Origin of the sequence: Pseudoalteromonas sp. MMG007 (genome assembly GCF_018100985.1) — a bacterium.
Taxonomy (GTDB): Bacteria; Pseudomonadota; Gammaproteobacteria; order Enterobacterales; family Alteromonadaceae; genus Pseudoalteromonas.
On record NZ_JAGJEI010000003.1, the window covers coordinates 29759 to 44445 of the forward strand.

At 39.6% G+C, this 14687-nt stretch carries 9 protein-coding genes; 5 read left to right on the top strand and 4 right to left on the bottom strand.

The window, feature by feature from the left end; translation table 11 throughout:
- Positions 1-238 precede the first annotated feature (238 nt).
- The 4 genes from J8L71_RS05755 to dnaK form a co-directional block, all read right to left on the bottom strand.
- On the bottom strand, positions 239-643 hold the full coding sequence (locus J8L71_RS05755; protein WP_210999689.1) for a DUF1761 domain-containing protein: 405 nt from the start codon (positions 641-643) through the stop codon (positions 239-241).
- Between the two features lie 116 nt (positions 644-759).
- Positions 760-1221 carry a Cys-tRNA(Pro) deacylase gene (ybaK, locus tag J8L71_RS05760; protein WP_210999690.1) on the bottom strand — a complete coding sequence of 154 codons (462 nt, stop codon included), beginning with the start codon at positions 1219-1221 and terminating at the stop codon, positions 760-762.
- Positions 1222-1321: 100 nt separating this feature from the next.
- Positions 1322-2461 carry a molecular chaperone DnaJ gene (gene dnaJ, locus J8L71_RS05765; RefSeq protein WP_210999691.1) on the bottom strand — a complete coding sequence of 380 codons (1140 nt, stop codon included), beginning with the start codon at positions 2459-2461 and terminating at the stop codon, positions 1322-1324.
- Between the two features lie 188 nt (positions 2462-2649).
- Positions 2650-4569 (bottom strand): molecular chaperone DnaK, encoded by a 1920-nt coding sequence (dnaK, locus tag J8L71_RS05770; RefSeq protein WP_210999692.1) that lies wholly within the window; start codon positions 4567-4569, stop codon positions 2650-2652.
- 241 nt (positions 4570-4810) lie between these two features.
- Between dnaK and J8L71_RS05775 the strand changes: the two genes are divergently transcribed.
- The 5 genes from J8L71_RS05775 (at position 4811) to J8L71_RS05795 (ending at position 14117) form a co-directional block, all read left to right on the top strand.
- Positions 4811-5623: a thioesterase family protein gene (locus tag J8L71_RS05775; protein ID WP_210999693.1), complete on the top strand. Its 813-nt coding sequence runs from the start codon at positions 4811-4813 to the stop codon at positions 5621-5623.
- Positions 5624-5740: 117 nt separating this feature from the next.
- Complete coding sequence (locus tag J8L71_RS05780; protein WP_210999694.1) at positions 5741-6970, top strand: PqiA/YebS family transporter subunit; 1230 nt, start codon at positions 5741-5743, stop codon at positions 6968-6970.
- Positions 6967-8625 (top strand): intermembrane transport protein PqiB, encoded by a 1659-nt coding sequence (gene pqiB, locus J8L71_RS05785; protein WP_210999695.1) that lies wholly within the window; start codon positions 6967-6969, stop codon positions 8623-8625. The genes J8L71_RS05780 and pqiB overlap by 4 nt, the downstream gene beginning before the upstream one ends.
- The gene (locus J8L71_RS05790) at positions 8622-9230 is read left to right on the top strand and encodes a PqiC family protein (RefSeq protein ID WP_210999696.1); all 609 of its coding nucleotides are present in this window, start codon (positions 8622-8624) and stop codon (positions 9228-9230) included. Before pqiB ends, J8L71_RS05790 begins: the two co-directional genes overlap by 4 nt.
- Positions 9231-9653: 423 nt before the next feature.
- Positions 9654-14117, top strand: coding sequence for a di-heme oxidoredictase family protein (locus J8L71_RS05795; RefSeq protein WP_210999697.1), 4464 nt, complete (start codon positions 9654-9656; stop codon positions 14115-14117).
- The last annotated feature ends 570 nt before the right edge of the window (positions 14118-14687 follow it).

A 14687-nucleotide genomic window follows, 5' to 3' on the forward strand; every position in this document is an offset into this window, starting at 1 on the left:
TACCATACCATTGTGGCTTATTGGCCCTTGAAGATTAAAATGGTCCTACCAAAAGGCGAGTTAATAGAGGCGCGAGGTTTATAACTTAATAACTAATTAAAAGCCCAATAACAAAAAGTAATCGCCTTTAGGGCACTCCCATAAGGCTTGACCTATTTAGATAAAATAATAGCTATGCTTTGATTAATTAACGTTACTTTAATAATAAACAACTACAAATATAACGCTCAAAAGCTTTTTATGGCCAAAGCCCCAATATTAGTCCCATTAAAGAAAACTGCATTACATAGTAACTGCCATTGATCAAAAACAGTTTTAAGGGTCGTTGTTCAAAGATATAACTTAGCCCTAAAGAGCTACACACCCAAAATAATCCAATAGCAAAACCAGTGCCTAAGCTTTCTCCAATACCGGCTTCTTGTCCTAAAAATAGAGCGAGTACGAGTGAAGCTGTAAATGTTAATAAGAAGCTCCCAGCAAAAATAAGCCTAGGATCTGCTAATTGTAAATCTTGTTCCGTTAACCCACTATTTTCAAGCCATGCATTTTTAAAAAGTATCTTTGAATACCATACTGCACCAAGCATAAAAGATGACAGCGAAGCCACCAAAATAGCAAAGTAATTCACATCCGTAAAATTCATACATAGCCATAAAACTTAACGCTTAAGGTAGTTTGAATGTAGTTAACAATAGCTAATGCAGCAAATTCACAACACAAAATTTATGTTGTTTACTCAAAGAAGTGTATTAATAGGGATTAAAAATCTGCAAACTTTGCGTTAATAGTGGATGCTAAATCCTGTGGCGAAAGCGCAATTTCTAGCCCTCGCTTACCCGCACTAACATAAATTTTGTACATACTTAACGCACTTGAATGTATAAACGTGGTTAAGCGTTTTTTTTGCCCAAGTGGGCTAACGCCCCCTAAAATATAGCCAGTTGTAGCTTGCACCTTGGAAGCCGCTGCCATTGCAACCTTTTTAGTACCACACACCTTTGCAAGTTGCTTTAGTTGCACTTGCTGTGTAACAGGCGTTATGGCCACTATGAGTTGGCTTTCGCTTGTTTCAAGTACTAAGGTTTTAAAAACGTGTGCACTATTAAGGCTTAACTTTTCGACGGCCTCTTGCCCATAGTTACTATTATTAGCATCATGCTCATAACTAAGTACTTCAAATGTAATGCGCTCTTTTTTTAGAAGCTCTATTGCAGGTGTCATTTACTAAACCATTTAGTGTTAAAGAAACAAAATAACATTAATTTTGAGCAAAAAAAACGGCGCTATCAAGCACCGTTTTTTATAATTTTTCAATTACAAATTACTTAGTTAAATCATCAAAAAACTTTTTAACGCCATCAAAAAAGCCTTGCTCTTTAGGACGGTTTTTTGAGCTGTCTTTGCCCATGCTTTCTTCTAATTCTTTAAGCAGTTCACGTTGACGCTCGTTTAAATTAACTGGCGTCTCGATCACAACTTTACAAATTAAATCACCTTGAGCGCCACTGCGCACAGACTTAACACCTTTTCCACGCATACGGAACATTTTACCCGTTTGTGTTTCTGAAGGTATTTTAAGTTTTGCACGGCCATCAAGTGTAGGCACTTCAATTTCGCCACCGAGGCCAGCTGTAGTAAAGCTAATAGGTACTTCGCAGTACAGGTTGTTAGCTTCACGCACAAATATTTTATGTTCACGTACAGATACTTGAACATACAAGTCACCTGCAGGCGCACCATGCATACCCGCTTCGCCTTCGCCACTTAAACGAATACGGTCGCCGGTATCTACGCCAGCTGGAATTTTAACTGAAAGCGTTTTAGTTTTCTCAACTCGCCCTTGACCATGACATTTATTACAAGGGTCTGAAATAATTTGACCTTGGCCCTGACACGTAGGACATGTTTGCTGAACCGCAAAAAAGCCTTGGCGCATTTGAACCTGACCAGCACCATGACATGTAGGACATGTTTTTGGTTTAGAACCTGCTTTTGCACCACTGCCATCACATGGGTCACAACTTACCCATGTAGGCACTTTAATTTCTACTTCTTTACCACGAACAGCCTCTTCAAGGCTTAAATCCATGTTGTAACGTAAGTCAGATCCACGTTGTTGACGAGATTGACGTCGGCCACCGCCGCCACCAAATATATCACCAAACACATCACCAAAAATATCACCAAAATCACCTTGACCACCGCCAAAGCCACCATGACCGCCGCCACCGCCCTGTTCAAAAGCAGCATGGCCGTATTGGTCATACATTTGACGTTTCTGATCGTCAGTTAAAATCTCGTACGCTTCTTTAACCTCTTTAAACTTAGTTTCAAGTTCTTTATCGCCTGCGGTACGATCTGGATGATATTTCATCGCTAAGCGTTTATACGCTTTTTTTATGTCTCGCTCACTCGCATCTTTGCTTACGCCGAGGACTTCGTAATAATCGCGTTTTGACATATCTATCACACTACTCTTTTCTGTTTGCAGCTAGGCTGCTTGATAAACCGATAAATCGTATCGATTTACCATCTAATTTACATGCAAAAGGCGCGTCAAGCTTTAGCCTGCGCGCCTCAATTGTTCATCCTAACTTAAACACTTAACTGAGTCATTGTATTTAAGTTAGCTAGAAGCTCAGCAAACAATTACTTGTCGTCTTTTACTTCTTCGAACTCTGCATCAACTACGTCGTCATCTTGCTTCGTAGATTGTTGCTGTTGCTCGCCAGCGTCTGCACCGCCTTGTTGAGCTTTAGCTTGTGCAATTTCCATAAGCTTTTGAGACTTTTCAGCAAGCGCTTGCGTTTTAGCTTCAATTTCAGCTTTATCATCGCTCTTAATTGCAGCTTCTAGGTCAACAACAGCTGCTTCAATCGCTTCTTTGTCTTCACTTGGAAGTGCATCACCCGCTTCTTCAACTTGCTTACGAGTGCCGTGAACCATTGCATCAGCTTGGTTACGAGCAGCTACTAGCTCTTCAAATTTCTTATCGTCTTCGGCATGCGCTTCTGCATCACGAACCATTTTTTCAACTTCTTCATCGCTTAAGCCTGAAGATGCTTGAATCGTGATTTTTTGCTCTTTACCTGTATCTTTATCTTTAGCAGATACATGTAAGATACCATCGGCATCAACATCGAATGTTACTTCAATTTGTGGAGTACCACGTTGTGCAGGACGAATACCTTCTAGGTTAAATTGACCTAGAGATTTGTTATCGCTTGAACGTTTACGCTCACCTTGTAACACATGAATTGTTACCGCAGACTGGTTATCTTCTGCTGTTGAGAATGTTTGCGATTTCTTAGTAGGAATCGTTGTGTTTTTCTCAATTAGCGCAGTCATTACTGAGCCCATTGTCTCGATACCTAGAGATAATGGAGAAACATCAAGTAATAGTACGTCTTTAACGTCACCCGCTAAAACACCACCTTGAATTGCTGCACCTACTGCCACTGCTTCATCAGGGTTAACGTCTTTACGTGGCTCTTTACCGAAGAACTCAGATACTGTTTTTTGTACTAGTGGCATACGTGTTTGACCACCCACTAGAATGATATCGTTGATATCGTTTACTGATAAATCAGCATCAGCTAGTGCACGTTTAAGCGGCTCAATTGACTTAAGAACTAAGTCTTCTACAAGTGACTCTAGCTTAGCACGTGTCAATTTCACGTTCATGTGCTTAGGACCAGTTGCATCAGCAGTTACGTACGGAAGGTTAACTTCTGTAGATTGTGCAGATGAAAGTTCAATTTTTGCTTTTTCAGCAGCTTCTTTAACACGTTGCATTGCAAGTGGATCAGTTTTTAAATCTAAACCTTGATCTTTCTTGAATTCAGCTACTAAGTAGTTGATTACACGGTTATCAAAATCTTCACCACCTAAGTGAGTGTCGCCGTTTGTAGCAAGTACTTCAAATGTGTGCTCGCCTTCAACTTCATCAATTTCAATGATTGATAAATCGAAAGTACCGCCACCTAAGTCGTATACTGCAACAATGTTCTCGCCTTTGTTTTTGTCCATGCCGTAAGCAAGGGCAGCAGCAGTTGGCTCATTGATGATACGTTTAACTTCAAGGCCCGCAATACGACCAGCATCTTTAGTTGCTTGACGTTGTGAATCGTTAAAGTATGCAGGTACTGTGATTACCGCTTCAGTAACTTCTTCACCTAAGAAGTCTTCTGCAGTTTTTTTCATTTTTTTCAGTACTTCAGCAGAAATTTGTGGTGCAGCGCGTTTTTCGCCGCCCGCTTCTACCCATGCATCGCCGTTGTCAGCTTTAAGGATTTTAAAAGGCATGATGCCGATATCGCGCTGAACTTCCTCGTCTTCAAAACGACGACCAATTAAGCGTTTAATTGCAAACAGTGTATTTGTTGGGTTAGTAACCGCTTGACGTTTAGCAGGTTGACCTACTAAAGTTTCACCGTCTTGCGTGTAAGCAATAATAGACGGGGTTGTGCGATCGCCTTCCGCATTTTCAATTACGCGTGCTTTGTCACCATCAAGTACTGCAACACAAGAGTTTGTAGTACCTAAATCGATTCCAATAATTTTACCCATGAAATTTCTCCAACTTCTATATTCATTAATACGTTCGATGACATAGTAAATAGGGATGCGCCAAACTTAATTCAACTGTAAAAATGAAAATAATTTCATTTTTTATGATTTATTTAACAAATAACCCTATTTTTTATAAGGAATGGTGATTTTTGCGCCGCTGATGGTGGTTTTAAATACTGGTCTGACAAGTTCAGGTGTGTTATAAATTTATTAAATTGCACTATTTAAGGACTTCTTCATGCATTTTGAGCAATTACTTAGCCAAGCAACACACCTTGGTAAATCACAATCCGATAAAAATCACCAAACAATGCTGTTTCCTGCAAATTGGTGCCAAGGTCGTACGGCTTTTGGTGGACTTTCTGCAGCGCTGTTGTATCAAGCTATTAGAGGACAAGTAAATGAAGAGCGCCGTTTACTTTCATTAAGCACTAATTTTGTTGGCCCATTACTAGCCGATGCCCCTTTTTCCTTATCGGTTGAAATACTCCGAGAAGGTAAAAGCAGCACGCAAGTACTCGCAAAAGCTATTCAAAACGAACAAGTGTGTGTAGTAGTACAAGCATGTTTTGCAAAAAACAGAGAATCGGGGGTTAATGTACCTGTATCAAAGTCTTTAAGTTTAAAGCCTGTGGATGAGCGTCATACACTACCTTTTATAAAAGGTCAGATGCCTGAGTTTTTTCAACATGTTGATTTATGCCCGCAACAAGGTGGTATGCCTTTTAGTAGTTCACACACATCGCATTTAGGTGGTTGGATGCGCTTTAAAAAAACGCCAGAACACATAACAGAAGCGCACGTAATTGCCCTTACAGATGCATGGCCACCCACATTATTACAAATGTTTAAACAACCCGCACCAGCAAGCAGTATGTCGTGGTATTTAGAATTTGTTCAATCACCGAATTTAGAACCTGGTGAATGGCTGGGTTTTGAGGCTATTACTCATCACTCAAAAGGTGGTTACGGATTAGAAGATGGCTGTATTTGGTCGCAATCAGGAGAGTTAATAGCCCTTACACGCCAAACAGTTGCTTTATTTGATTAAAAGCAGGCCAAACACGTTTTGCTGTTTGGCCATTAGCAAGCTTATTAATAGAACGCGTTGTATTAATGTATTAAATATAGCAAAATTGAAGAAATGTTTTTTTAGCTTGGTATTAAATTGCAAACTGTATGCCCCTGTTGCGACCTAATCATCGATATACCTCGCATAGTCGCAAAACAAATGGCTATTTGCCCTCATTGCCAACATAAACTTTGCGAAGCTGACGTTAATCACGACAATCGTATCGTTGCACTGAGCTTTAGCGCTTTGCTAATGCTGCTTAGCAGCATGTTTTATCCTTTTATTTCATTTAGCAGTAGCGGCATTACCCAAACGATCACTCTGCCCGACGCTGCACGCATCTTATTTAATTACGACAGTGAGCTGCTGGGCTTATTTATTGATTTGAGCATTATTGCACTACCAATGAGTTTACTTGTTGTCTTGATCCCTCTGCATTTAGGCGTTTTAAAAGCGCTCCCTGAAGGCATTGCTAGGCGGTTACTAAAAGTGACCCTCTCACTTGAGCCTTGGATTATGAGTGAAATATTTTTAATTGGCGTACTAGTCAGTATGGTTAAAATTATGTCGCTGGCAGATATTAGTTTTGGAACAAGCTTTTGGGCATATGTAGGGTTTGTAATTTTATATATTGCAGCGCTCGCTCATTTAAATAGGCCCAGACTTTGGGCTCAAATAAAACCGGCGAAAGAACTCAAAGGCGCTGAGCATGCTAAACGTGCAATAGACGAAAATATAAAGGCATGTCATGTATGCCATCAACTATGTACTGGCGATGTATGCCAGCGCTGCCATACAAAAACACATGTAAGAAATCCCAATAGTGTACAAAAAGCCACGGCTTGGCTAATAACATCAGTAGTTTGTTATATTCCAGCCAACGTATTACCTATTATGCATACTACCAGCCTGGGTGATGAATCACCTTCAACCTTAATTGGTGGTGTTATTACGCTTTGGGGCAGTGGTTCATACCCTATTGCTGCTATTATCTTTTTAGCCAGTGTAGTTGTCCCACTTGCAAAAGCATTTGTGCTTAGCTTTTTATGCTTTATGGTTGCAAGGCCCGCAAATTGCCATACAAAACGCTATACGAAAATTTACCAACTAACTGAATTTATTGGTAAATGGTCAATGATAGATGTATTTGTTGTTGCTATACTGGTTGCATTAGTGCAATTAGGTAACTTAATGTCGGTCACTCCTGGGCTTGGCATCGTATTTTTTACCGTTATGGTAATATGCCAAATGATGGCAGCTCACGCATTTGATCCTCGTTTATTGTGGGATTCACCTAAAAATAAAACTTCAGAGAAAAAAGTATGACAGAGACGGCAAACGTTACAAAAGAACCGAAGATTTCCGCCATCTGGATTATTCCGGTTATTGCGCTGCTTGTTGGTATGTGGATGCTTTATCAATATCAGGCAAATAAAGGCTCTACTATTTATATAAAGATGCCTCAAGCAGAAGGTATTATTGCAGGTAAAACTGAAATAAAAGTACGCAGTGTAAAAATAGGTCAAATAGATCACATTCGACTTTCGGATACACAAGACAGCGTTATTGCCCGCGCCCAAATAGATAAAAACTACGATTCATTACTCACTGAAGATGCCAAAATATGGGTAGTAAAACCCCGCATTGATGAAACAGGAATAAGCGGTATGAGTACACTACTCTCGGGTGTGTATTTAGAGTTTTCGCCTGGTGAAAGTGAAGAATTAAAGGAACGATTTGAACTGCAAGACGAACCCGCTTTAATTGGTAAAGATGTTAAAGGTGGGCGGTTTAAGTTAATGAGTTACAACGCTGAAGTACTTGAAGTAGGCACTGGTATATTTTTCAAAAATTATAAAATAGGACAAGTAGAAACCGCCACATTTGACTGGAAAAACCAAGCAATGAAATACGGTATTTTTATTAAAGAACCCTACCAAAACTTAATAACTATGAACTCTATTTTTTGGGTTAACGCCGGCATAGAAATCGATCTTTCTGCTGATGGTATTAACATAAACACAGGCTCATTAAGTAAGTTATTAAAAGGGGGGATCTCTGTCGGTTTGCCTGAGCAACAAACCCCAGGTGAAATAGCCCAAGATGGGCATAGCTATTCACTTAGCCAAAGTTATAAAGAGGCGCTTGAAGAACGCTTTTACGATTTTGACTACTACATTATTGATTTTGAACAATCAATTCGAGGCCTTCGAACAGGTGCACCTGTAGAGTACAGAGGGACACGCATTGGTACCGTAGTCGAAGCACCTGCAAATGTAATAGTAAATGGTAAGCCTGCTCATTTTAAAAACCACAACACAGCTGTTCCAGTACTTATTAAAATTGAATACGGTCGTTTATATTACGATAGCGCTGCAGCTAAAGAGTTTTGGCAAAGCAGCCTAAGCGGATGGATAGAAAGTGGTATGCGTGCCTCTTTAAAACCAGGTAATTTATTGACCGGTGCTGTGTATGTTGATTTTGATATTTACCCCGATGCACCTAAAGCTAACCTAGATAAGCTTGCACAATATGATGTATTTCCGAGTATATCTAGCGGTATTACTGTACTTGCAGACCAAGTGTCTGATGTATTGAATAAGGTAAATAGCTTAAAAATTGAAGATAGCTTAGCGCAAATGCAAGCAACATTTAGTGACTACCAATCGCTTGCCAATGAAATGCGCGAACTGTTGAGCCAAAAAGACACACAAAACTTACCAGGCGATTTTAACCGTAACTTTGAAAAAATGACAAAGAGCATGGAGCAGTTTGAAGTGACCATGCGTCAATTTGATAAAACGATGGCCAGTTACCAAGCAGGCTCAGAACTTCATCATCAAATTCAACAAACACTCAAAGAGTTTAAACGTTTAAGTGAAGGTCTGCAGCCACTCACCCGTGGTTTAAACGAGCAACCTAACATGCTTATTTTTGACAAGTCGCTACCCGCTGATCCAAAACCAAGGAAGCAACAATGAAATCTATACTTTTAACTGCTAGTTTTTTATTACTCTTGGCCGGGTGTAGCGCATCAATACAAACTGCAACGCAGTACTATCAATTTGAACAGCCTATTGGCGCATCATCTCGAAATGTAGCGTCTACTGATGCACAGCTTAGAGTGCAAACCGTTGTACTTAGAGGTGCGCTCAACAATTTGGGTATTGCGATGAAAATTGACAGTAACCAAATTCATGCTGCTAATTACAACTTATGGGGTGAATCTCCAGACTCTATGCTAACGGCAAGCGCACAACAAACCTTGTTTAATGCCATGCCAAATTGGATGGTAATAAAAGGGTTGCCCGTAATTACTGAACTTGATCAGCAAACATTTTATGAACTTGAATACGAAGTTCATCATTTTAATGGTGATTTAGAGGGCAATGCGGATATCTCGGGCCTGTGGCGCTTATATTACACTCACCCTGAAACCGGACGACGTTTAATTAGTATTCATAACTTTTCAAATGTAGTTCCTTTAGAAGATGACGGTTATGATGGCCTTGTATCGACACTTGAAAGAATATGGCAAGAGATAAATTCAAACGTCGCAATTAAAATAGAACAATCGCGACTTTAATCCCCCCCTCTACTTATGTGTTTTATCAGGTACGAAATTTATTTCTGGCCTGATAAAACATAGCCTCAACAAACCTACTAACTTTTTGCATAAGCCATATTAAAACACTAAACGTTGATTCTTGTTACAATTTCGTTAAATTTATAATGACAAAACTGTACCTATTTTATATTATCTCCACTTACAACCAAAATAAGCATTAAGAATGTATAACCTCACTAATTAAAATACTAAATCATTAGAAATAATTTCCTAAACAATCACTAATTGTTCAAAAACAAAGTGTCTTGCTTTAAATAGAAAGTGATATATCCGCAACGATATGTCGGTAAATATTTAAGTAACCCACATACGTCTTTTTCAATTTGATGGATTTTATCTTTTATATAGTTTTAATTAGTGATAGTTATTAGGAAATAATAGATGAAGAAACGTATATTACTCACAGGGCTAACGTTATCCCTGCTGTCAACCACAATGCACGCTAATGCTGCAGTCGGACCCATTATTTGGGAAGAAAATTTTAACACATTAAATGATCAAACATGGACAGTAGATACTGGCGATGGGTGTGACCAAGGGTTATGCGGTTGGGGGAATCAAGAGCTCCAATGGTATGCGAATGAAAATGCATACATAGATGATATTCCAAATGAAATTGGCAATAGAGCACTTGTTTTAGAGGCTAAAGACGAGACAAGCAACGGGTATGCTTTTACCTCTGGCAAAGTGCAAACAAAAAATAAAATAGCTGTTAAATATGGCATGATAGAAGTACGTATGATGGTACCCGATGTGGGTGTCGGATTATGGCCTGCAGCGTGGTTACTTGGTACTACAAATCAATCTTGGCCTGCTAAAGGCGAAATTGACATGATGGAAATGGGCCACAAAGAACAAGCTCGTGCTGATGCAGGCTTCCCTGGAGCCGATATCAATCATTATGTTGGATCTAACTTAATATTTTACACTGAAGATGCATGTAGCGACGGAAACCCAACATGTGCCGCAAGTATCGCGTGGCAAAACGATAATGCTCACGTATCAAATACGCCATTAACAAACCGCTTTGTAACATACCGAACCTATTGGACTGATTCACACATTCGTTTCACTGTTGAAGACGAAGGTGTTGAAATTGACTTATTTGATACGCCTTTTACTATCACAGAGGAATCAAGCGAATTCCAAGCTCCGTTTTACTTACTACTAAATTTAGCTGTTGGCGGCAACTTCACTGATGCAATTACGAACAGCCAAGTTTCAGCCGTAAAACCGGCTAAAATGTATGTAGATTACGTACGAGTATATGAATTAGATGGCCAAGGTGAGGTTTTTATTGGTGACCAAACAGTGCCTGAAAATGGCAGCTTAGGCATATATACAGACACAACAGCCACTAACAACCAGCTTGAAATAGGGACAAGTGCTGATATTTTTATCTGGAATACACAATCGATCAGCGAAGGCAATGAACTACCATTTGAAGGCAGTAATGTTATTTCGTGGGATTACACGTCTAAAAATGAATGGTTTGGTGCAGGTATTCAAGCTCGCGAAATTAGAGACCTAAGCAATTTTTCAGAAGATGGTGTATTAAGTTTTAAAATTAAAATACCAGCAGACGTGTCGTTTAAAATAGGCATTGAAGATACATATACGAACATAAATTGGATTGAATTTCCAGCTGATGAAGAATATTACGGATTAGTTCGTGATGGTCAATGGTCTACTGTAACTATTCCTGTTAACGAGTTACGTGGTGAATTAATAGCACTGCAATCATTAAAGGGCCTTTTTTATATCGCAAGCCTTGATAATGATTTACCAACAGCCCCATTTGAAATGGCAATTGACGACATTGTATGGTTAGGTGGCGCAACCACCTCAACGCCAGATGATACAGATAACGACGGTGTATTAGATATTGATGATATCTGTCCAGATACTCAAGTTGGCAACAGTGTTGATAATAACGGCTGCCAAATACTAACTGCACAGAGTGTGCGCATAGAAGCTGAGGATTACACTAGCTACTATGATAAAACACCGATAAATATTGGTGGCGAATACCGTAATGATGCCGTTGATGTTCAAAAAACAACAGATCAAGGCGGCGGTTACAATGTTGGCTGGATTGAGCCTGGTGAATCTCTGAGTTACACATTAGATTTAGGTGCAGGTACATACAACATTAGCGCACGAATTGCCTCTGCAGTAACGGGTAGTTTTACGTTATCTATTGATGATGAAGTGATTACAAACAATACGGCTGCGACAGAAGGTTGGCATGAATATGAAACATTGCTTTTAAGCACAGTAGAACTAGAAGCATCGCAACATACATTAACTATTACTGCTCAAAGCGGAAGTTTTAATTTTAATTGGCTAGAGTTGACACTTATAGAACCAGAAGTAATTAATACGGTTATTGATAGTGATAATGATGGAGTACTTGATGCTCAAGATCAATGCACTAATACCCTACCAGAGACGGTTGTCGATGAAGCTGGTTGCAAAATTACACAAACTAATACTTTAGATATTGAAATCACTTCACAAAGTTCACTAGATTTTGTTGTTAATTTACCTGATTGGGCTGATGTACATTATATTGTTAATGAAGGTACGCAGCGTAATTTCAGAATGACTAACAACGGAGACAACAATACAAAAACCCTTACAGGACTGAGTGATGGCGATCAAATCGTTTACTCTTTCACCTATTTAGACAGTGATAACAGAGTAAAAACGTCACCTTGGTTTAACCTAGTTTTTAGCAGCACAGTGTTCGACAATAGCGATAATAGCGATAATAGCGATACTGGCGATAATAGCGATAATGGCGATAATGGCGATAATGGCGATAATGGCGATAATGGCGACAATAACAATGCTGACAACCCATCTGATATTGATTTAACAAGTATTGTTCCTTTATTTGACGCCAATACACAACTTGAGCAAGCCATCACATTTGACAGAGGTGACGCATTAGTTACTCGCTTCGCTGATCGCGGTCGTGACCGTCATGCAAAAGAAGATCAATTTCAAGCCTATGATCATTACCTATCTCACTATTGGATACACCGTACGGCACAGTTTGAGTTTGTTGACTATGTCGCTAAAGGCGGAACAACGTTAGAAATAACATTTATAACCGAATGGAAATTAGGTCCAAAAGAACTTAGAGCTTGGTATCGTGGTTTAAACACAGTTGCTGAGTATCATGGTAATTTAGGTGGTAACGTTGTTGAGCTAGACAATGGTAGCTACGATAATAACTTTAACAAAATTAGTGACGATGGCGACCAATATCGCTATCAGTTAGTGATTGATCGATACCGCCCTTTAAATTGGTCAGCATCTGATAATATTCCTTTAGCCGTAGGCCAACGTATGGAATTTGAAGTAAGCCAATTTTTAGACGATGTGCCTGAAGGGCGTGAAAACTATTACGGTACAACTTACCTATATATTGTAGGTGAAGGCCTGGTGCCATGGAAAACAGTCGGTGACTTTGAAGATAAAGAATCCGAACGTGAAGATTCTTACCCAATAGCAGAAAATGGTCGTCTTGGTGGCGGCACTACTTTACCTTACAATTACACTGCAGAGTCTGATAACCACTTCATGCAGATGGCGACTAATTTGTCTAATATCAATGGGCAAACATTTGTAAAAGGGCGTCGTGTCCATCATACGAACTTTAACACTGGTGGACATGATGAAAGTGTTGAAAATGGTATATTTTCAGAACTTGTTGGTAAAGCAGGCCCTAACTATGTCAACGCAACTTGCGCAGGCTGCCATGAAAGAAACGGACGCGCATCTGTAGCAGATGTTGGTTTGCCACTTGATAAATGGGTCTTTGCGATTGCAGATGAAAATGGGAACCCAGACCCGCTACGCGGCTACATCCTACAACCAAATAATATAGGTATTAATACAGATTTAGGTGAAGGCACAGTAAAAATTGCCTCATGGACTGAAAATAACGGATTACGTTCACCAAACTATGAGTTTTCAAAAGGTCGCCCAGCCCGTTTTTCTGCTCGCTTAGCACCACAACTCGTTGGTCTTGGCTTACTAGAAGCAATAAGTGAGGAGACAATATTAGAACGTGAAGATGAAGCAGACCTCAATGGAGATGGCATTTCTGGTAAAGCACGTTTATCTACTGACCCTATTACCGGCGAAACTCGCCTAGGACGATTTGGTTATAAAGGTAATGCAACAAGTATTATGCATCAAGTTGCTGGCGCATTAAATACAGATATGGGTGTAATGACATCAGTAATACCAACACCAGATTGTGGACCGCAACAAACCACATGCGGTAATAATACTGGCTCAGAACTGTCTGATGAACACCTAAATGATTTAGTTAAATATGTTTCTTTACTAGGTGTTCGTGCACAGCGCGACCTTGACGATCCAGACGTAATTTTAGGTGAAACAGTCTTCAACGAAACGGGTTGTGAGAGCTGTCATAGAAGCACAATGAAAACTAGCGAGTTTGCTGTGCACGCAGAGCTTCGAAACCAAACTGTTCGTCCATTCACTGACTTATTGCTTCATGATATGGGGGAAGGCCTTGCTGACAACTTAGGTGGCGGAAATGCAACTGGAGCAGAATGGCGCACAGCGCCGCTTTGGGGCCTTGGTTTATCAGCATGTGTCACGGGTGGAGTAACTAATCCAACAGGTTACCAAGGAGATGATGTGTGTGCACCTGATGCAAACTATCTTCATGATGGCCGCGCACGTACTATTAATGAAGCAATCATGTGGCATAGTGGGGAAGCAGAGCAATCTCGTATTGCCTATGAATCTCTTAGCAACACAGAGCGTTCAGCCCTACTAACATTTTTAAATTCTTTATAGACCATAATAAGTGCAATATTCACATTAGTGTAAATGACTAATGTGAATATTTTACGATTTAACTAGCTGCTATAACAAACAACTACGTGTAATAATTTTTACTACACAAAATCCCACACTACCCTATTGCACCATGCTTTTATACAGTTGGACTTCCCATAGCTTGCTAAACACAGTGAGGTACATTGTAAATTACAATAAGAGGTGTTTTATGAGCAAAGTCACACTGTACTAGCTTAGTTAATTTGGGTAAAAATAACGAAGTCAAAACGCGACACCTACTCCTCGGTAATCAAATTAGAAACTACTCACATTGTAGTCATCCAAGGTTACACATAAAAAAGATCCTGCCAAGGCGGTGGTAGTCAATAAAACAACAGTAAATAAATAAGTTATTCAATTAAAATAAGAACTAAATGGCCAGACAACCACAACGTCGCCAATATCGCCAATATCGCCAATATCGCCAATATCGCCTGAACAGTTTAAAATTCATGTACTTAAAAAACAATCCAACGCATTGAATTAAAGAAGGTATATTAAAAAGGCTACCACCCTTTTAATGTCCGA

Coding starts and splice junctions, on each gene's coding strand:
- ybaK (WP_210999690.1), bottom strand. CDS start 1,221: ATGACACCTGCAATAGAGCTTCTAAAAAAAGAGCGCATTACATTTGAA.
- dnaK (WP_210999692.1), bottom strand. CDS start 4,569: ATGGGTAAAATTATTGGAATCGATTTAGGTACTACAAACTCTTGTGTT.
- J8L71_RS05755 (WP_210999689.1), bottom strand. CDS start 643: ATGAATTTTACGGATGTGAATTACTTTGCTATTTTGGTGGCTTCGCTG.
- J8L71_RS05795 (WP_210999697.1), top strand. CDS start 9,654: ATGAAGAAACGTATATTACTCACAGGGCTAACGTTATCCCTGCTGTCA.
- J8L71_RS05790 (WP_210999696.1), top strand. CDS start 8,622: ATGAAATCTATACTTTTAACTGCTAGTTTTTTATTACTCTTGGCCGGG.
- pqiB (WP_210999695.1), top strand. CDS start 6,967: ATGACAGAGACGGCAAACGTTACAAAAGAACCGAAGATTTCCGCCATC.
- J8L71_RS05775 (WP_210999693.1), top strand. CDS start 4,811: ATGCATTTTGAGCAATTACTTAGCCAAGCAACACACCTTGGTAAATCA.
- dnaJ (WP_210999691.1), bottom strand. CDS start 2,461: ATGTCAAAACGCGATTATTACGAAGTCCTCGGCGTAAGCAAAGATGCG.